This window comes from Variovorax boronicumulans NBRC 103145 (assembly GCF_001591345.1).
In the GTDB taxonomy this organism is placed as follows: Bacteria; Pseudomonadota; Gammaproteobacteria; order Burkholderiales; family Burkholderiaceae_C; genus Variovorax; species Variovorax boronicumulans.
The window spans coordinates 1-18,997 of record NZ_BCUS01000050.1 but is presented as its reverse complement, the minus strand read 5'-3'; the positions used below and the strand labels follow the sequence as shown (position 1 = coordinate 18,997).

The 18,997-nt window shown below is 65.8% G+C and carries 18 protein-coding genes and 3 pseudogenes; 13 read left to right on the top strand and 8 right to left on the bottom strand.

Annotated elements, in window-relative coordinates; all coding sequences use genetic code 11:
* The first annotated feature begins 5 nt into the window (after positions 1 to 5).
* Complete coding sequence (locus VBO01S_RS16015) at positions 6 to 644, top strand: hypothetical protein (protein WP_062476259.1); 639 nt, start codon at positions 6 to 8, stop codon at positions 642 to 644.
* Between the two features lie 9 nt (positions 645 to 653).
* Here VBO01S_RS16015 and VBO01S_RS16010 read toward each other — a convergent pair.
* Positions 654 to 1,674 (bottom strand): annotated as a pseudogene (locus VBO01S_RS16010) (AEC family transporter).
* Between the two features lie 149 nt (positions 1,675 to 1,823).
* Here VBO01S_RS16010 and VBO01S_RS16005 point away from each other — a divergent pair.
* From VBO01S_RS16005 to nadE, 4 genes are read left to right on the top strand one after another with little or no spacing between them, the layout of a single operon-like run.
* Positions 1,824 to 3,920 (top strand): ATP-dependent helicase, encoded by a 2,097-nt coding sequence (locus VBO01S_RS16005; protein ID WP_062476196.1) that lies wholly within the window; start codon positions 1,824 to 1,826, stop codon positions 3,918 to 3,920.
* Positions 3,917 to 4,378: a hypothetical protein gene (locus tag VBO01S_RS16000; protein WP_062476193.1), complete on the top strand. Its 462-nt coding sequence runs from the start codon at positions 3,917 to 3,919 to the stop codon at positions 4,376 to 4,378. Before VBO01S_RS16005 ends, VBO01S_RS16000 begins: the two co-directional genes overlap by 4 nt.
* Positions 4,375 to 5,556 carry a phospholipase A gene (locus tag VBO01S_RS15995; protein ID WP_062476190.1) on the top strand — a complete coding sequence of 394 codons (1,182 nt, stop codon included), beginning with the start codon at positions 4,375 to 4,377 and terminating at the stop codon, positions 5,554 to 5,556. The genes VBO01S_RS16000 and VBO01S_RS15995 overlap by 4 nt, the downstream gene beginning before the upstream one ends.
* 25 nt (positions 5,557 to 5,581) lie before the next feature.
* A complete protein-coding gene (gene nadE / locus VBO01S_RS15990; protein WP_062476187.1) occupies positions 5,582 to 6,439 on the top strand; it encodes an NAD(+) synthase in 858 nt (285 codons plus the stop codon).
* A 309-nt stretch (positions 6,440 to 6,748) separates the two neighbouring features.
* On the opposite strand, the gene VBO01S_RS15985 is transcribed toward nadE, so the two are convergent.
* Positions 6,749 to 7,111: a hypothetical protein gene (locus VBO01S_RS15985; protein WP_218005402.1), complete on the bottom strand. Its 363-nt coding sequence runs from the start codon at positions 7,109 to 7,111 to the stop codon at positions 6,749 to 6,751.
* A gap of 146 nt (positions 7,112 to 7,257) precedes the next feature.
* Between VBO01S_RS15985 and VBO01S_RS15980 the strand changes: the two genes are divergently transcribed.
* Together VBO01S_RS15980 and VBO01S_RS15975 are read left to right on the top strand one after the other, a co-directional pair.
* Entirely contained in the window at positions 7,258 to 9,516 is a 2,259-nt protein-coding gene (locus tag VBO01S_RS15980; protein ID WP_062476181.1) for a hypothetical protein, read from the top strand.
* A 4-nt stretch (positions 9,517 to 9,520) separates the two neighbouring features.
* On the top strand, positions 9,521 to 9,949 hold the full coding sequence (locus VBO01S_RS15975; protein WP_062476178.1) for a DUF1810 domain-containing protein: 429 nt from the start codon (positions 9,521 to 9,523) through the stop codon (positions 9,947 to 9,949).
* Here the strand turns inward: VBO01S_RS15975 and VBO01S_RS15970 are convergent, their stop codons facing one another.
* Both VBO01S_RS15970 and VBO01S_RS15965 read right to left on the bottom strand, forming a co-directional pair.
* Positions 9,950 to 10,276 (bottom strand): hypothetical protein, encoded by a 327-nt coding sequence (locus VBO01S_RS15970; RefSeq protein WP_255221129.1) that lies wholly within the window; start codon positions 10,274 to 10,276, stop codon positions 9,950 to 9,952.
* 30 nt (positions 10,277 to 10,306) lie between these two features.
* Positions 10,307 to 10,798 (bottom strand): ferritin-like domain-containing protein, encoded by a 492-nt coding sequence (locus tag VBO01S_RS15965; RefSeq protein WP_062476175.1) that lies wholly within the window; start codon positions 10,796 to 10,798, stop codon positions 10,307 to 10,309.
* A 266-nt stretch (positions 10,799 to 11,064) separates the two neighbouring features.
* On the opposite strand from VBO01S_RS15965, the gene VBO01S_RS15960 reads away from it, so the two are divergent.
* The 6 genes and pseudogenes from VBO01S_RS15960 (at position 11,065) to VBO01S_RS15940 (ending at position 16,599) form a co-directional block, all read left to right on the top strand.
* Positions 11,065 to 11,493, top strand: a complete 429-nt coding sequence (locus tag VBO01S_RS15960) for a low affinity iron permease family protein (RefSeq protein WP_062476172.1) — start codon at positions 11,065 to 11,067, stop codon at positions 11,491 to 11,493.
* 290 nt (positions 11,494 to 11,783) lie between these two features.
* Positions 11,784 to 13,201 (top strand): annotated as a pseudogene (locus VBO01S_RS15955) (tyrosine-type recombinase/integrase).
* Positions 13,143 to 13,997 carry a hypothetical protein gene (locus tag VBO01S_RS32410; RefSeq protein ID WP_157627376.1) on the top strand — a complete coding sequence of 285 codons (855 nt, stop codon included), beginning with the start codon at positions 13,143 to 13,145 and terminating at the stop codon, positions 13,995 to 13,997. Before VBO01S_RS15955 ends, VBO01S_RS32410 begins: the two are co-directional and overlap by 59 nt.
* Before the next feature lie 168 nt (positions 13,998 to 14,165).
* Positions 14,166 to 14,384: a hypothetical protein gene (locus VBO01S_RS15950; RefSeq protein ID WP_062476169.1), complete on the top strand. Its 219-nt coding sequence runs from the start codon at positions 14,166 to 14,168 to the stop codon at positions 14,382 to 14,384.
* A 5-nt stretch (positions 14,385 to 14,389) separates the two neighbouring features.
* Positions 14,390 to 14,725 carry a hypothetical protein gene (locus tag VBO01S_RS15945; protein WP_218005401.1) on the top strand — a complete coding sequence of 112 codons (336 nt, stop codon included), beginning with the start codon at positions 14,390 to 14,392 and terminating at the stop codon, positions 14,723 to 14,725.
* A 359-nt stretch (positions 14,726 to 15,084) separates the two neighbouring features.
* A complete protein-coding gene (locus tag VBO01S_RS15940; protein ID WP_062476163.1) occupies positions 15,085 to 16,599 on the top strand; it encodes a YfjI family protein in 1,515 nt (504 codons plus the stop codon).
* A 124-nt stretch (positions 16,600 to 16,723) separates the two neighbouring features.
* On the opposite strand, the pseudogene VBO01S_RS31860 reads toward VBO01S_RS15940, so the two are convergent.
* The 4 genes and pseudogenes from VBO01S_RS31860 to VBO01S_RS32685 form a co-directional block, all read right to left on the bottom strand.
* Positions 16,724 to 16,954: pseudogene (locus VBO01S_RS31860) on the bottom strand (leucine zipper domain-containing protein); the annotation flags it as partial.
* A 490-nt stretch (positions 16,955 to 17,444) separates the two neighbouring features.
* A complete protein-coding gene (locus tag VBO01S_RS15930) occupies positions 17,445 to 18,191 on the bottom strand; it encodes a DUF7227 family protein (RefSeq protein WP_255221128.1) in 747 nt (248 codons plus the stop codon).
* A gap of 134 nt (positions 18,192 to 18,325) precedes the next feature.
* A complete protein-coding gene (locus VBO01S_RS15925) occupies positions 18,326 to 18,556 on the bottom strand; it encodes a hypothetical protein (RefSeq protein ID WP_062476153.1) in 231 nt (76 codons plus the stop codon).
* Positions 18,553 to 18,997: hypothetical protein (locus VBO01S_RS32685; protein WP_062476151.1), on the bottom strand; the 445-nt coding region annotated here is incomplete at its 5' end. The genes VBO01S_RS32685 and VBO01S_RS15925, both read right to left, overlap by 4 nt.

Genomic DNA, 18,997 nt, shown 5'->3' with positions numbered 1-18,997 from the left:
TCGCCGTGTCGCTTTCGTACCTTGCCGCTGCAGGGTCCGCGGGCGCGGCGGAACTCGAACTGCAGGGTCGGCGGCTGGTGGTGTCGGGCACGCTCGACGGCAGCAAGGTCAAGGCCTTCACCGAACTCCTGGGCAGCGGCACGGTGCGCACCGTGGTCTTCGAAGACTCGTTCGGCGGCACCGCCGAAGCGGCCGGCGCGTACGCCGACGCGATCCGCGAGAGCGGCGTGCAGACCGAGGTGCGCGGCCATTGCATGGCGGCCTGCGCCTACGCCTTCCTGGCCGGCAAGACGCACCGCTTCGGGCACGGCTTGCAGGTCAACGGCATCCTGGTGCCGGTGGCGACCCGCCCCACGGCGGCCGAGCTGGCGGTGCGCTGGCGCGGCGAGGAAGCCCGCAAGACGCTGGCCGATTTCACGCCCGCCCCCGGCACCACCGACGCGGCCCGCCCGATGGAAGCCACCGCGCCCGCCCCCAAGGACAACTGGCAGCCGGACCACGGCGTGCTCTTCACGGCCAGCCCGACGCTGTTCGGCCGCATCTACAACACCTACTACTGCGACGGCACGCAGGGCCGCGACTTCTCGAAGTGCGAGCGGCTCTCCGACGCCGATCCGTACAAGCTGGGCGTGCTGACCGAGTGACGCCCCCGGTCAGCGCAGCGCGCCGACCGCCACCGGAAAGGTGAAGAACGCCGCCACCGTCGTCCACAGGATGATGCGTGCGATGCGGCCGTTGTCGGCGCCGAAGCGCTCGGCCAGCATCGACACGTTGCTCGCGCTCGGCAGCGCCGCGACCAGCACGATCACGGCCAGCGCCGACGGTGCGAGCGGCAGCCCCAGCGCGATGGCACCGCGCCCCAGCGCCCAGACCGCCAGCGGATGCAGCACCAGCTTCACCAGCACCACGGGCAGCACGTCGGCCAGCGGGGCCTTCGGCGCGGGCCCGGCGCCGGTGCCCATCGCCGCCAGCGACCATGGCGCTGGCACCGTGCTCGCGCGCCAGCAGCGCCGAACGCGCCAGCACCGCGCCGATGGTGAAGAGCGCCACGGGCGAGGCCGCGTCGGCCAGCATGGCGATGGTGCGCTCGACCGGCCCGGGCAACTGCCAGCGCACCGCCGACAGCAGCACGCCCAGCAGGATCGACCACGGCATCGGGTTCACGAGGATGCCGCGCAGCGCCTTGCGCGCGGCCAGCGTGGCGCCGTGCCGGCCCGCGCTGCCGGCACCGTCGAGCCGCGACAGCGCGATGCACAGCGACGAGGTCACGACCAGGTCGAACGCGATGGTGATGATGATCGGCCCGGCGGCCTGCGCGCCCAGCAGCGCCACCAGCAGCGGAACGCCCATGAAACCGGTGTTCGGAAAGGCCGCTACCAGCGCGCCGAAGGCCGCGTCGTTCCAGCCGATACGCACATTGCGCGTGAACAGCACCACGCCCGCCACCACGGCCAGCGCGCAGATGCCCCAAATCAGTGCAACGCTGCCGTCCAGCAGCTGCGCGATGGGCGTGCCGGCGCCGAAGCGCAGCAGCATGCAGGGCAGCGCGAAATACAGCACGAAGGTGTTGAGCCCCGGGATCGCATCCAGCGGCAGGATGCGGGTGCGGGCGGCGGCGTAACCGGCCGCGATCAGGGCGAAGAAAGGAAAAGTAACAAGGAAAACAGGCAGCACGCCGGCATTGTCGTCCTCCTTCGTCGCGCGATGCCCGCTGACACGGACGGCCGCAGCCGGGCCCGTATCATTGCCCGCTTTGCGACGGCCGCGCCCTGCGGCCCCTCCTGCCTTTTTCGCGTTCCCGTTTTCCCGGTTCCCCCTCCCCCATGTCCCACGGTCTCAATCTCGCCCAGCAAGAAGCGGTCAACTACATGCACGGTCCCTGTCTGGTGCTCGCAGGTGCGGGCTCGGGCAAGACGCGCGTGATCACGCACAAGATCGGCCGGCTGATCCAGTCGGGCCTGAAGCCCGAGCGCATCGCGGCCATCACCTTCACGAACAAGGCGGCCGCCGAAATGCGCGAGCGCGCCAAGGACCTGATCGGGCGCGACGCGCGCAAGGTGGTGGTGTGCACCTTCCACGCACTGGGCGTGCGCATGATGCGAGAAGACGGCCACGTGCTGGGCCTGAAGAAGGCCTTCAGCATCCTGGACGCCGACGACGTCACCAAGATCCTGAAAGACTGCGGCGGCACCGTCGACATCGCCACCGCCCGCATCTGGCAGTGGACGATCAGCAAGTGGAAGAACATGGGCCTGAACGCTGCGCAGGCCGCGGCCGCCGCGGTGGACGACAACGAGCGCATCACGGCCGAGATCATGGTCCAGTACGAAGAGCGGCTGCAGGCCTACCAGAGCGTGGACTTCGACGACCTCATCGGCATGCCGCTGAAGCTGCTGTACGAGTTCCCCGAAGTGCGCGCCAAGTGGCAGGCCATGCTGGGCCACATCCTGGTCGACGAATACCAGGACACCAACGCCACGCAGTACGAAGTGCTCAAGGCGCTGGCCGGCGAGCGTGGCCAGTTCACGGCGGTGGGCGACGACGACCAGTCGATCTACGGCTGGCGCGGCGCCACGCTGGACAACCTGAAGAAGCTGCCGGTCGACTACCCGACGCTCAAGGTCATCAAGCTGGAGCAGAACTACCGCTCCACCAGCGCCATTCTTCGCGCGGCCAACAACGTGATCGGCCCCAACCCCAAGCTGTTTCCGAAGACGCTGTTCTCCGAACTCGGCGAAGGCGAGCCGGTGCGCATCGTCGATGCCGACACCGAGCTGCACGAGGCCGAGCGCACGGTGGCGCGCATCATCAGCCTGCGCGCGGGCGACACGGTGTCGCAGGGCAAGCAGTACAAGGAGTTCCGCGACTTCGCGATCCTGTACCGCGCCAACCACCAGGCGCGCATCTTCGAACAGGCGCTGCGCAAGGCACAGATTCCCTACAAGGTGTCGGGCGGCCAGAGCTTCTTCGACCGCGCCGAGATCAAGGACCTGTGCGGCTGGTTCCGCCTGTGGGTCAACAACGACGACGACCCGGCGTTCCTGCGCGCCATCACCACGCCCAAGCGCGGCATCGGCCACACCACGCTGGCCAGCCTGGGCAGCTTCGCGAGCCAGTACAAGCTGAGCCTGTTCGCGGCGCTGTTCAGCCCGTCGCTGCCGAGCGTGATCCCCAAGCGCACGCTCGACGGCGTGCACGAGTTCGGCCGCTACATCAACGACCTGGAATACCGCGCACGCCGCACCATGGGCGCCGAAGCCTCGCGCGCCTTCATGCTCGAGTGGCTCAAGGAGATCGACTACGAGCGCCATCTGTACGAAGGCGAAGACAGCGAGGCCGCGGCCGCCACGCGCTGGACCAACGTGCTGGAGTTCGTCGACTGGATGTCGCAACGCGCCGGCGGTTCGCTCGACGACGCATCAGGTGCCGACGACACGAACCCGAACGAGCACAAGAGCCTGCTCGAAGTGGCGCAGACCATCTCGCTGCTGTCGACCATCAGCGAGCGCGAGCAGGACCAGAACGTGGTCACGCTCTCGACGCTGCATGCGTCCAAGGGCCTGGAGTGGCCGCACGTGATGCTCATCGGCGTGACCGAGGGCCTGCTGCCCTTCAAGCTCGATGACGACAACGGCCGCCAGAAGGTGGTGAGCGACGAGACCACGCAGCGCCTGCAGGAAGAGCGCCGCCTCATGTACGTGGGCATCACACGCGCGCAGCGCAGCCTGGCCGTGAGCTGGACCAAGAAGCGCAAGCAGGGCCGCGACATGGTGCCCTGCATGCCCAGCCGCTTCATCGCCGAGATGGGCCTGGACAAGGCCACGACCAAGGAAGACCCGCGCGAGAAACTGAAGGCGCTGCGCGCCGAGTTCGCACGCAAGGCGCTGGACAGCGCGGCCAAGGCCGCTGCCACGCCATGAGGACGACGGCGACGGTCGCAGTCGCGCTGCTTGCCGCCGCCCTCGCGGCCGGTTGCGCAACGCCCCGCGACCCCAACTGCCCCGCCGACGCGCGCGAGCTGCCGCTGCAGGCGCTGTACGGCCAGTGGGACGCCCGCTTCGACGACCTGCCCGGCACGGCCGTCGTGCAGCTGGGCAAGCACCCCGAATACGCCGGCGTGCGCGGCACCATCACGCGCCGCGCCGACAGTGCCGCCACGAAAACCACCGTCGCGCAGCTCGCGGGCGATGTCGACGACGAGGGCGCGCTGTCCATCGACGAATCGCTGGACGGCCGCGCCATCAGCGGCGTCTGGTCGGGCACGCTGCAGCCCGGCGCCTGCGGCCGCGAGTTCCGCGGCACGTGGCGCGACGCCGCGACCGAGCGCACGCACCCGTTCGTGCTGCGCAAAACCGTCGCACAGGAAGGAAAGCCATGAAGACGACACGACGACACCCTGCTTCTCTGTTCACGCTGCGCACCGTGGCCGCCGTGGCCGCATGCCTCGGCGCCGCATCTGTCGCACAAGCACAAGCCGTCGACAAGCCCGCCAGCCCGCTGGCCGACGCGCAACTCACCTGGCAGCAATGCGCCGCGCTCGGCGCGAACAACGAAGCGCGCCTGGCCTGCTACGACCGCTGGTCGCAACAACAGACACTGCCCTCGGTGTCGGTGCCCGTGGCACCGCCGGTGCTCGCGAGCACGCAGCCGCCGGTGGACGGCACGATCCCGGCCACGCGCGTGGTCTCGGTCGCGACCACCGAAGGCTGCCGCGACCGCCAGTACTCGACGCTGTCGCGCTTCTGGGAACTCGAGAACGCCACCGACTGCGGCACCTTCGGCTTCCGCGGCTACCGCCCGCTCACGGTGTCGGCCTCGGCCGCCACCGACAAGCCCCAGCCGCCGACCTCGCCGTCGGCCGGCCACACGGCCGAGCCCGTGGCCTACCAGGCGAATGAAATGCGCATCGGCCTGTCGGTGCGCACCAAGCTCGCGCAGGGCATGCTCACGCAGAACGACCCGATCAAGAAGGACTCGCTGTGGTTCGCGTACTCGCAGCAGTCGACCTGGCAGCTGTTCAACGGCGCGATCTCGCGGCCCTTCCGCACCACCGACCACGAACCCGAGCTGATGTATGTCTACCCGACCGACTTCAAGCTGCCCGGCGGCTGGCGCTGGCGCTATGCGGGCGTGGGCATCGTGCACCAGTCGAACGGCCAGAGCCTGCCGCTGTCGCGCAGCTGGAACCGCGTGTACCTGATGGGCGGCGCCGAGCTCGACGACCGCTTCACCGTCACGGGCCGCGTCTGGCAGCGCATGTCCGAAAGCGCCGCGAAGGACGACAACCCCGACATCGCCGACTACATCGGCCGCGCCGAAGTCACGGGCCGCTGGAACCTCAACCGCGACAACCAGCTGGGCATCACGGTGCGCAACAACCTGCGCGACAGCGGCCGCGGTTCGGTGCGCCTCGAATGGCTGAAGGCCATCGGCGACCCGACCAAGAGCAACCTGCGCTTCCACACGCAGCTGTTCCATGGCTATGGCGACACGCTGGTGGACTACAACCGCAAGCGCACCGTGCTGAGCATCGGCCTCAGTCTTGTCGATTTCTGATCTTCCTCACTTCCAGGCCCCACAGATGAGTGCAGACCTCTCCCCCGTCGATGCCACGCAGCGCGAGATCATCGCGGCCCTGCACGTGGCGCCCGTCTTCGATGCCGCCGCCGAACTCGCGCGGCGCACCGACTTCCTCGCCGACTACCTGCGCAGCACCGGCCTGAAGACGCTGGTGCTGGGCATCAGCGGCGGCGTCGATTCGCTGACCGCCGGCTGCCTCGCGCAGCGCGCGGTCGAGAAGCTGCGCGCCGAAGGCCGCGACGCCACCTTCATCGCGATGCGCCTGCCCTACGGCGTGCAGCGCGACGAGGCCGAGGCGCAGGCCGGGCTGGCGGTGATCCGCCCCGACCGCCTGCTGACGGTGGACATCCGCCCCGCCGCCGATGCGATGCTGGCCGCGCTGCGCGCGGGCGGGCAGGCGTTTCGCGATGCGGCGCACGAGGACTTCGTGCTCGGCAACATCAAGGCGCGCCAGCGCATGATTGCGCAGTTCGCGGTGGCCGGCGCGCACGACGGCCTCGTGATCGGCACCGACCACGCGGCCGAAGCGCTCATGGGTTTCTTCACCAAGTTCGGCGACGGCGCGGCCGACATCACGCCGCTCACCGGCCTCAACAAGCGCCGCGTGCGCGCGGTGGCGCAGCTGCTGGGCGCGCCCGATGCGCTGGTCTACAAGGTGCCCACGGCCGACCTGGAGTCGCTGGTGCCGGGCAAGCCCGACGAAGACGCCTTTGGCGTGAGCTACGAGCAGATCGACGATTTCCTCGAAGGCAAGCCGGTGTCGGCTGCAGCGCGCGCGGTGATTCTTTCGACGCATCGCAAGAGCGCCCACAAGCGGGCGCTGCCCGTCGAACCGTTGGCGCCCACCGCATCACACTGACATGTCGCGCCAACGGCGAAAATGCACTGAACTAGTGTGCATGTGAACTAGCGACGGCAAAAAATCTCTCCAGAAAAGCTGTCGCTGCAGCGCGAAAACGGGTACGTGCTGCGCGCGGTCTACGGGCAGGGCTACCAGCTGGTACCTGTGTCCTCGCCGGCGCCGTCGTATCGCATGTGAGATCCGGGGTGCGACGGCACCCTCGCGCATCCAAAGAAAAGCGACCGCTTCAGACGGTCGCTTTTTCTTTTTGGGGGGCGACTTCTTGCGAGTCCGAGGTCCGCGCAGAAGATCGCAAGACCCAAAGGCTCAGGACCGCGGTGCCCCACCTTCGCGCTGCCGCATGCGCCACTCCCCGACGAAGTAGTCGGCGCGAAACTTCAATCGCTCGATCACGGCCTCGCGCGTCGGCTGCTGCGCAATCACCAGCACGCACCGCGGCTCGTTGCCCTCGCGAAGTTCCGCCTTGCCCGAACAGGCGCCTTCGGCGGATTGCTGCAGTTCGAGCCAGCAACTCCACCCGTCGGGCAGATCGAGATCGATGCGTGTGGCGGCCATGGCGACCGGAGGATAAGTCGGTGCGGCGCAACCGCTCAATCCCCCAACATTGACCCTCCTCGCCGTGGGTGGGATGCCGCGGTCGCCGGGCGCAATGTCGGCGTCGACCGACATCGCTGCGCGCCGTCTGTCCTCACGACCGCCCCGTCGCGCGATCTAGGCTGACGCCCACGAATGGAAGGCGCCGCGCCGTGCACGACGCATGCAGCCCACGCCGTTTCCTCCCGACCCCACACAACCACCCCAAGGACATCAGCCCGTTGACGACCGCCACCGCCCCCGTTCCCGCCGGCCTTCCCGGCACCCACACGCCAGGCCCGACGCCGCACCGCTGGCAGTTCATCCGTGCGGGCGGCGTGGACCAGGTGGTGTTCCGCAGCGGCGAGGACATCGCACGCATCGCCGAGCTCGACCAGAAACTGTGGGTCGCACTCGCCTGCCCCACGCGCGGCATCGACTTCGATGCGCGCACGCTCGACCTCATCGACACCGACGGCGACGGCCGCGTGCGACCGCCCGAAGTCATCGCGGCCTGCCGGTGGGCCTGCGAGCGGCTGCGCAGCGCCGACGTGCTGCTCGCGGGCGGCGGCACGCTGTCGCTGGACGACCTCGACGACACGCGCGCGCCGGGCGCCGACCTCGCGAAGGAAGGCCGGCGCATCCTCGACCTGCTCGGCAAGCAGGACACGCACACGCTGACCCTCGCCGACATTGCCGACCGCGGCGAATGGCTGGCCGCGATGCGCTTCAACGGCGACGGTGTGGTCACGCCGGCCACGGCCGGCACCGACGACGCGCTGCACGCCACCATCGAGAAAGCGATGCGCACCCACGGCAGCACGCCCGACCGGCACGAGCAGACGCCCGGCCTCGATCGCGCACGTGCCGAGGCCTTCATGGCCGAAGCGCAAGCGGTCCGCGACTGGCATGCGCAGGGCGACGCAGAGGCGCTGCTCCCGCTGGGCGCACGCACGCTGGCCGCGGCCGAGGCCCTGCGCGCGGTCGCGGCCAAGGTCGACGACTTCTTCGCGCGCTGCCGCGTGGCCGCCTACGACGTGCAGGCGGTGGTGGCACTCAACCCCTCGCCCGAAGCCTACGACGCACTCGCGGGACACACCTTCGATGCGAGCGTGCAGCCGGTGGCCGAGTTGCCGCTGGCGCCGGTGACGCCCCATCGCGCATTGCCGCTGGGCGGTGCGAGCCTCAATCCCGCCTGGGCCGAGGCCATGGCCGCGTTCGCGCGCGACGCGGTGGTGCCGTTGCTCGGCGAACGCGACACGCTCGAAGAAGCCCAGTGGCAAGTGCTGCGCGAGCGGCTCGCGCCTTGCGACGCGTGGATCGCCGCGCGCCCTGACAACGCGCTCGCGGGCCTGCCGCGTGAACGCATCGATGCCCTGCTCGCGACACGCGACGCGTTGCTCGCACTCATTGCCGAAGACGAGGCCGCCGAGCACCACAACCGGTTGCTGACCGACCTCGAAAAGCTGCTGCGGCTGCAGCGCGACCTGCGCGTGCTGTTGCACAACTTCGTGTCGTTCAGGGCGTTCTACCGGCGCGAGGGCGCGATCTTCCAGGCGGGCACGCTCTACCTCGACGGGCGCAGCTGCGAGCTCACGGTGCAGGTGCAGGACACCGCGCGGCACGCCGCGCTGGCCGGCCTGGCGAAGACCTGCCTCGCGTACTGCGACTGCACGCGCCAGGGAGAGAAGATGAGCATCGTCGCCGCGTTCACGGCCGGCGACGTCGACTTCCTTTTTGCCGGGCGCAATGGCGTGTTCTACGACCGCCAGGGCCGCGACTGGGACGCCACCGTCACCAAGCTGATCGAGAACCCCACGAGCGTGGCGCAGGCCTTCTTCGCGCCGTACAAGAAGTTCGTGCGGCTGATCGAGGAGCAGGTGGCGAAACGCGCGGCGGCCAGCGAGGCCGGCTCGCAGAGCGCGTTGCAGACGCTGGCCGGACGCGTCGCCACCGCCGACCAACCGACCGACGCAGCGGCCTCGTCAACGAAGACGCCGGCCAAGCCGGGACCGATCCTTCCCACCGCCAGCCGCATCGACGTCGGCACCGTGGCCGCCATCGGCGTGGCGCTGGGCAGCATCAGTGCGGTGCTGGTCGGCATCTTCGGCAAGTTCGTCGACCTGGGGCAATGGATACCGGTGGCGCTCGTCGGCATCGTGATCGCGATCTCGGGACCGAGCATGCTGATCGCGTGGCTGAAGCTGCGCCAGCGCAGCCTGGGTCCGATCCTCGATGCGAGCGGATGGGCCATCAATGGCCGCATGAAGGTCAACGTGCGCCTGGGCGGCATGCTGTCGCAGACGGCGCGCGTGCCACCGGGTGCCCAGCGCATCGCGCCCGATCCGTACCGCCAGCGGCACGGCCTCGCGGGCGCGCTGGCCGTCACCTGCGTGGTCGGCGCGGTGCTGCTGCTGGCGTGGCGCATGGACTGGCTCGACCCTCGGTTGCCGCCGCGGTTGCAGCATGATCGGGCAACTGCAACCACACCGGGCGCGTGAACACATGACCATCGACTGGCACCTCGAACGCTTCGTGGCGGCGCAAGAGCCCGTCTTCGCCCAGGTCTGCGCGGAACTCGCGGCGGGACGCAAGCGCACGCACTGGATGTGGTTCGTGTTTCCTCAACTGAAGGCACTGGGCCGCAGTGCGACCGCGCAGTTCTTCGGCCTCGACGGTACCGCCGAGGCGACGGCGTACTGGCAGCACGCTGTGCTCGGTGAGCGACTGCGCCACTGCGCGGAGTTGGTGCGCGCCCTGCCCGGCAGCGATGCGCACCAGGTCTTCGGCTCGCCGGACGATCTCAAGCTGCGCTCCTGCATGACGCTGTTCGAGATCGTGGCGCCTGAAGCCCCCGTGTTCGGCGACGTGTTGGCGCAGTACTTCAATGGCGCGCGGGACGACGCGACGATCGCGCTCATCCGAGCTGCGTGATCAGAACCGGCCCTGGCCGTCGCCCGTGCGGTCATGCGCCCAGCGAATCGCTTGCTGCTCGGCGTGGCGCAGCGCCTCGGCCTCGCTGCCGTACGCGACGTTGTCCGTGTCGGGCGGCAAGCGCTGCTCCGCGCCTTCGACGTCGCTGCCCCCATAGGCGCGACAGAAGACCACGGGCCTGAAGGTCTGATCGTCCACTCGCTGCGCGGCGCACGAAAACCACCAGCCGAGATAGCTGAAGGTGAGAAGGCGCTCGCCGACGCCGTCCGCAACTTCCGTCGCAGACGGCGCACGGGGCATGGCGGGCGCGCGGCTGTCACCGGTCATGGTGAATGGCATCCCGAGGGTGCCGGCCGGTCAGCCCTTGGCGCTGCGGAATTGATCGCGCAGGCCCTTGATCTGATCGTGGTTGGCTTGCGCACCGTCGGCCTGGCGCTGCACCAGCATGCGCACCTCGGCCGGCAGGTCGGCCTTGAGGGCCTTGCGGTAACGCGCGAGTGCCGCGTCTTCGCCGCGCTCGCATTCCTCGAGCATCGACAGCGCGCTGTTCGCGCCGACCGCGCCCTTCACATGCACCCAGCCGCGATGCATCGCACCGCTGACCGTGCCGCCGTCGTCGGGTTTGCCGCCGAGTTGGCGGATGAGTGCGACGAGTTCGGATGCCGCGCTGGCGCATTGCGAGGCGCGGCTTTCGAACACCGGCTTCAGTTGCGCCGAGTCGACTTCCTTCGCGCAGGCGCGAAAGCCGTACTCGCCGTCGCGCGTGTTCTCCAGAAGGTCGTTCAGAACGTCGATCACCTGATCGTTGGACACCGCGTCCGCGGTGGTTGCCTGGATATCGTTGGCCATGGGTGGTTGCTCCTTGAAGGCCGGTCGCCGAAGCGAGGGCCGGGTTGAGAAAGAAAGACTGCAATGAGCCTTCATGGTCGACACGGTGCGGCAAGCGCCCTGTCGTCTCGACCCGACGACGCGTGTAAGCCGTGTCCGAGGCCACAGCCGCGTACCGCCATGCGCCGACAGCCTCAGGGGAATTGCGATGCCATGCGAGGCGGGCCTCGGCTGACGCGCTCGCGCGCACCGCCGCGGCAGCATCGCCCCGACTGGAGGACACGCGCATGGAGCGACTCTTTGATTCCTTCGCCAACACCGTCGCACGCTGGACGGGCAGCCCGGCGGCCTTCCTGGTCTGCGTGATCGTCGTCGTGGCCTGGGCGGTCGCGGGGCCGTTCTTCGGCTTTTCGGAAACGTGGCAGCTGGTGATCAACACGGGCACCACCATCGTCACTTTCCTCATGGTGTTCCTGATCCAGAACACGCAGAACCGCGACAGCGTCGCCCTGCAGACCAAGCTCGACGAACTGATCCGCACCTCCGACGCGGAGGACGACTTCATCGGCATCGAGAAGCTCACGGACAAGGAACTGATCGCGCTGCACGCGCGCTGCGAGGCGGCGGCCAAGCAGAGCCAGGCCACGCTGGCGAAGGCGCGGGCCGAACGCAGGCGCCGCGGGCATGACGACATCAACGGGGATCGGGCCGGATAGCGCGAACGCGATTCCCCAAACACGGCGCCAGAATGCAAAAAGCCCAACCTCGGAAGGTCGGGCTTTTTGACTGAATTTGGTGGCCTGGGGCGGAATCGAACCACCGACACGCGGATTTTCAATCTGAACAAGTCGACATGCTTTTGTGTTGATCGATGGTGATACAGGAGGTGATTTCTTTTTAAATCAATAACTTACATCGCTATCGAAAATTCTTTGCATAGATCGGTGTTGCCCAAAATTGCTCTAACCTGCCTACATGGTGCCTACACGGCACCATGTAGGCATCTATGACGACCAAACTGACTCTGACCGCTGCACGGGTAGAGAACCTACCCTGCGAGCCCGGCAAACAACAGACCATCCATTGGGACGCCAAGACCCCCGGGTTCGGCTTGCGGGTCACCGTGGCCGGTGCGCACGCCTACGTCTTCGAGTCCCGCCTGTTCGGCAAGACGCTGCGCGTCACGATCGGCGATGCACGCGCCTGGGAACTGGGCCGCGCGCGCACGGAAGCTAGCCGCCTCAAGATGCTCGTGAATGAGGGCAAGGACCCCAGGGAGGTGAAGGCCGAGCAGCGCCAGGCCTTGGAGGCCCGCCGAGAAGAGGCCGCACGCCAGGATGTGCTCTTTGGTCAGGCGTGGGACGCCTACATCCAGGAGCGCAAGACGTTTTGGAGCGAACGTCACTACAGCGACCACGTCCAGCACGCCTCGGAAGGCGGGGTGGCCAGGAAGCGGAGACAGGGCCTCACCCAGGCTGGTCCGCTGGCTGCGCTGCGCCCGCTGCGGCTACCGGACCTCACGGGAGCCCGCCTCGCGCAATGGCTCACGGCCGAGACCGCCACCCGCCCGACGATGACCGCCCTGTCGTTTCGACTGCTGCGAGGCTTCATTCGCTGGGCCAAGGACACGCCGGCCTACAAGGGGCTCATTCCCGCCGACAGTTACCAAACGCGCAGCGTGAAGGACGCCGTGCCGCGCGTGAAAGCCAAAGAGGGCGACTGCCTGCAGCGCGAACAGTTGGCCTCCTGGTTCACCAGCGTGCGCGAACTACCCAACCCGGTCATCAGCGCGTACCTACAAGGCCTGCTCCTCACTGGCGCCCGGCGCGAAGAGTTGGCGGCGCTGCGCTGAGAAGACGTGGATTTCCGCTGGCGCAGCCTGACGCTCAACGACAAAGTGGAAGGAACGGGAGGGCGGACCATCCCTCTCCCCCTTATCTGTCCAGCCTGCTGCTCAAACTCAAGCGGCTGAACGAAGTACCGCCGACTCGGCGACAAATCAGACGCCTCGAAGCACAAGGCCGCACCTGGAGCCCGTCACCCTGGGTTTTTCCAAGCCCGACCTCAGCAGATGGTAGGCTCGCCGAGCCGCGCAGTGCCCACACCAAGGCGCTCGAACAGGCCGACTTGCCGCACGTCACGCTGCACGGCCTGCGCCGATCGTTCGGCACATTGTCCGAATGGTGCGAGGCGCCGGCCGGTGCCATTGCGCAGATCCAGGGGCACAAGCCCAGCGCGATCGCCGAGAAGCACTACCGCCGCCGGCCACTGGACCTGCTGCGCAAGTGGCATGACCAGATTGAAGCTTGGATTTTGACCGAGGCCGGCGTCGAATTCACCGCCAGGCACGCACCCCAGACACCGAATGACCATGAAATCAACAAGCTTCACGATACAAGAGCTAAAGAAGCTGGACAGCCTTAACGCAACGTTCACCGGTTTCTTGAAGCTTCCAAAGTGGACCGTCGCGACCGGTGCAATGTTGATCAGCGGAGTGCAACCTGTGCCGCCGGCTATCAGTGTCCCAGACGAAGCTTGTCAACTGTCGGATCCCATCTCTCCCGCCCGGCCCAGTCAGCTGCAAAGCGCTCGCTCCGTGATGAAGGATTGGTCCGAATGTCACGAGGACGAGGATGGCTGCAGTTCCGAAGTACCAACGGAGGAAGAGCCAATCTCCTTCCTAATTTGGTGCGAAGAAGAATACAGGGGCTCGCTACGTCGACCGGTGTTTCTAGATCACTTCCTCGTCCTCGCAGGATTCGAAAATGCGACTCCGGTGCAGCAAAACGTGGTGGCTCGCCTCCTCGAACTGGAACAGCATGCCGCCGTGGAACGAAATAGACCCCCTTTGGTCGTTGAGGCTCAGTTGCCACATGATGCCCTCCTGAGGCCGGGCTTTTTTTCCAAACGCATGGTGGAGTTGGTTGAGGATCGCAAGATCAGATCGCCCATCGCTAGTGAGATCGCCGAGGCGCTCGACAGAACAGCCTCGACTGGGCCTTGGCGGCCCCTACTTGTTTGGGGGGAGTTGCTCGAGATGGCCGGAAGCGGGCGGTTCCCAGCGCTCAGACTCAAAGGCACCAACACAATCGAGATCCCCGGAGGATCGAAGCGTCCTTGGGAGCCTTTTACCTTAACCGCCCTTCAACAGTGGCTCAACCGCAACGAGACGCATCTCCTACCCGAAGCGGTTCCATCAGATGACACTGACCGCTCATGAACGATCACGACCGTTCACGAACGCTTATAAGGACGTGTCCCGCAGTTCTTAAATTGACACTGGCTCCACGCATCTGGATGGAGCCACGATGAACCACGCAATACGACGCTGACCACGTGACTCCTACCCGGCGCGAAGTTTTTCTTCAACCGTTCAGAAGGAGCCATCATGGCACTCGATATTCGCAAGCAGCCTCCTCCAGCGGATCACTTCCGCTTCACCACCGACCAGTTCGCCGCGCAGCATCTGGTCGATGCGCAAACTGTCCGCAAGCGCCTGAGCAATCACGGCTCGTATTTCGGCGTCAAGCCGCTGCGCCTGCCGAACCGCCGCCTGCTGTGGCCGGCCGATTCGATCGCCACGCTGATCGAGGAGAGCCAGCAATGAGCCACATGACTACCACCATCGAGATCCAAGGCATCGATACGCTGATGACCTCGATCGACGCGCTCCAGCCCACGGCCGAACGCACCATCGCCGCCAAGTTCTCGGCGTTGCATCCCAACATCGAACAAGCCCTCGCTCGCGGCGTGACGCAGCGCGCCATCATGGAAGCGCTTGAGCGCGATGGCATCAAGCTGCACCCGGTGAAGTTCAAGAAGCTGCTTGACGAAGCGCGTGCTCAGCGCAACGACAGCCAGGAAGGCATCCGCTGCCCCATCTGCGGAGGGGTTCAGCTGACGCCCCAGGCGACAGAAATTCAGCTCGAAGAAGGGAGCGAAAAGTGAGCCAGCCGCATGGTGCGCCCCGTCCGCGCCAATTCACTCGCCGTGACATGTCCAAGCGCACACGCGTCCGCAAGCGTTTTTCGCAGACTGACTCCTACTTCGGCATTCGCCCCAGCAAGCTCCCTCGCGGAAAGCTGCGTTGGCCTGCGGATGCTGTTCAGCAGTTGTTTACCAACCCTGGGCAGTAGGCCAGTCCCTTCTCCAGCAGTCACCACGACGGCCACGCTACTGCTTGGGTCTTGATCAGAAATCGTCACCCGGATGGGCACGGCGATTGCCTCTGCCTGCGTCAGAAGCGCAGGCAGGGACTGGTCACGCCTTGCCGCGCGTCCTTTCCTCCTCTTTTTTGAAATTCAGATATGAAACTGCGTGACATCGAACTGTCGCTACCTCCCTCGGCCTTGCTGTTTCCGCGCTATGTCCTTCCCAAGCTCTTTTTCGATGCGTTCGAAGAAGGCGAGCGCAACATTCAAGCTCCTCAGGAGCTTGTTTTCGCGGCGATGCTTGCCCCTCTTTCCACCGCCTGCGTTGGCAAGACGCTGGTCGAGCGTCCCAATGGCATGCGCTCTCCCTGTGGCGTCAACTTGCTGACCTTCGCCGCATCAGGCGAGCGTAAAAGTTCTGCCGACCGCACCTACATGCAGCCTGTGCGTGACTTCCAAGCCAAGCACGAAGTACGTTTTGCGAAGCGTTTGCATGAGCACATGCTGGCCATGGACCACTGGGAAACGAAAAAGAAGGCTGCGGATCGCAACCTGAAAAACGCGCGCAAGAAAGACCTGCCTACGGAAGAACTCGAAAGCGCTGTCGACGCGCTGAATCTGATGAAGCCTGTTCGTCCCAAGGGGTACAAGCTGGTCTCGGAAGATGCGACGCCCCAAGCGCTGCTGAAGATGCTGCACCTGCACCATCCCGTCGGAGGCATCTTCTCGAGCGAAGGTGCTACGGTCTTCAATGCGCAGACCATGCAGAACTTGGGCATCCTCAACAAGCTCATGGACGGCGATGCCGTTCACGTTGAACGCGTAAGCAGCGAATCATTTGTCGTACGCGATGCGCGCTTTGTCATCTCCCTCATGGTCCAGTTTGGAGTCGGTATGGGGGTCGTGCAGAAAAACGAGAACACTATCCGTGACATCGGTCTTCTCGCCCGTTCCTTGCCCGCGGCCCCGCCGTCGACCCAGGGAACGCGGATGATCAGCGGAATCGAGCCAGAGTGGCCGAAGACAGAACTCTTCAACCGCCGCGTCTCGGAGTTGCTTAAAAAAAACTGCCCCGACAACCCCGAATCGGTGGAGGACACGGTTCTGAAGCTCTCTGCAGAGGCCAAGCAAGCGTGGATTGACGACTTCAACTCGATCGAGAGCTTACTGGGGCCGGGTGGATATTTTTCCGATGTGAAGGACGCTGCTTCCAAGCACTCGGAAAAAGTCGCTCGCGTGGCCGCCCTGTTCCATTGCCTGGTCTCGGACACCACTGTGATCGAAGTAGAGTCAGTTCGCAGCGCCGTCTCCGTGTGCCGTTGGTATCTCGAAGAGTTCAAGCGCATTTTCGGCGACAAGCCGCAGCAGCCACAGGAGTTCCAGGACGCGAATGTGTTGGGCAAGTGGCTGTGGGACCGCTGTCTGCAGCGCAACGGCCCGATGGCGCTTCCGCGCAACCACATCCTCCAGTACGGCCCCACCGCGCTGCGCAACAAGGGGCGCTGCCAAATCGCATTGGAGATCTTGGCCAGCCGCGGTGAGACCGAGGTGCGCCAGATCAAGAAGACGGCTTGGGTGCTGCTCAACCCTCACACATTCCCCGTCGCCCCGACCCCGACGGGCTGGAAGCACTGGCCGGTGCCTCCTGGGTTCTTTTTCGGCGAACAGTGATTCCATAGGCCGCCGGGGTGTGACGAGCTGCTATTCCTGCTACGAGTAGCAGGAATAGCAGTCGCTAATCACGATGATCCGTCTCAAAGATTGCTTGCCCGCGAAGCAGTTCCACTTCCTTGGCCAGGGCCACATGAGGCTCGATGGCGCGGGGCGACTTCTCGGGGCGAGAGGACTTGTCCAGCAAACCTGCCGCGCCATCAGCCAGGTAGCGGGCCAGCCACTTGCGGGCAGTAACAGCGCTGACACCCTGCACGGCTGCAGCATCTGATGCGCTGACGCCACGCTCAGTGATGTCTTGAACCATCTCCAGGCGGCGCAGGTACGTCAATCGGGCATTCTTATGGGTGTTCATCCGGTTCGGGGTCTTGAGTGGATTGGGGGTTTGGCGATTTCCAGTCTCTCAAAACTTCTCCGGGTGAACACCCGAAACAACCTATTGGGCCTTCACAGCTAGCGACAGTTTGGCCAAGCAGGCAACTTCGAACGCCTTCTGAGTCATGGACTCTTTCGCTCTAAGACGATACGAGAACTTCTAAAAAAGAAGTCGTAGCTAACGGTCTGGGCACTCCTTCACGAATTCGTTTCGTGAAGGAGTGCCCAGACCGTCTTTCAACCGATTTCCTTACGGCCACGATCGCTTCGTCGATCAATCCCGTAGGCGTTCGTCAAGTTGGCTCGCTGACTCTCAGCCTCCACAGCCCGCCGCACTTCTTCCAAGCGAGAGGGATCAGCTTGCTTGCGTGCAAGCATTGCGCGGTCCACCTGGCTGAGAAATTCTTCGTCGAGCGAGATGTCCGCCTTTTGAGACTGTGCACTTGAGGCTCTCGTCTTATCGACGTCCCTCACCGGGGCGCCTCCTTGAGGAAGATCGCCGCCACACGCTTGGCCCCTACTCCATGGGCAGGGAAGCCCACGATGACGGCGCGATCACGCTGCTGACAGATGCCGCAATTCAGGCAGTCAATGTTGCCCAGGCTTGCAGGGCACACAACGACCTGACGGCCTCCTGGCGTGCGCACTGGCTTGGTGGTGCCCTGCGGCAGAATCACGACGACGGGTGCGATCCCCAGGCTGGCGTAGCTGTCGGCCTGAGCCAGCGTCTGTGCGCTCAGGTTGACCGTGAAGCCAAGTTGATTCGCCTGCTGAATGGCTGCGCCGTTCGCTGGTGTGGGCGGGTAGTGGGTGTAGGTGAACCCGCGCCGCCCCCTGTTCGCCCTCGCCAGCCTGACGAGCAACCCAGCATCGATCACGTCCGGCGAGGATGGTGTCAGGTCTCCTGCCTGGTTGTGGCGCCACAGCGCGCGACGACGCAGTGTGCCGATCTCCTGCAGCAACTCGTCGAAGGTCGAGCCGCGTGAGCCTTCCGAGACGGCTTTCCAGTGAATCGCCAACGGCCCGCTCTCGGCATAGCAGCCGTTGCGCCGCAGGCCACAGTTCGCAGGACATGTGTTCGCGCTCGTCGTCGTGACCGCCATGGGCCCGGTCTTCGCATTGCGGCTGATGCGGGTGAAGTGATAGGTGAATGGTTCGGCGGGTGCAGTCGACGCAGCGGGCAGCGCCAGACCACCTCGTGAGATCGTGGTGACCAAGGTGTTCTCCTTTGAGAATCAATGCCGCAGCGCACCGCCCTCGCCTACCCACTGCCTGGGCTCGAGAAGAAGTCCGGGCCTGCGGGATGGAAGGGATGGCTCGGGCTCGCGGAGCCCAAGAAGGAATGAAGGGCCTAGCTATCGAGGCGCTGCTTGAGCTTTCGTTGGATCTCCAGGGCGCAGCCGCGCCAGGCATGGCCGCTGACCATTCCGGTATCCAGTGCCTCAGGCTCAGCTGCGGCCACCTTCTGCGCGTAGTACGTCAATGCCTGCAGTACGAAGGCCTGGATCAACGCCCCATGGGCGCTGAACTCCATCAGATCCACCACGAACTCGACGTTGGTCTGAGATTGAGATTGCTTCATGCGCGCGCCCTCGCCTCTGGCGCAGGTAGCGCCGTCGCTTGCTGCAGCTGCCTTGCCTTCATGCGGAAGAGCACCCCGTCCTCGCGCTGTACCTCCCAACCGCGCCGGCCCAGGCTGCGCCGCAGTTCGTAGGTACGCCCGTCGTACGAGACGCGCAGCCCCTGCCGAATGGCTGCTCGCTTGGCCATTCGGTTGGCATGGAACTCGCGCACCTTCTCGCGCCAGGGTCCTGCGTAGGGGCCAGTCGGAGGATCGGCGCGATCCAGAAAGGCCAATGGACAGTCGAAGTAGCACGGGCCGCAGCTCTCGTCCATGCTCTTGACGGCCACCTGGCCGCCCCTGCAGTCGATGAGGGTCAGACCGATCCAGATCCGTCCGGCGTGTTTCCCCGAGCGGGTCTGCGCCAGGAACCACAGTCGGTTGCCGATCGCGCGATGAGCG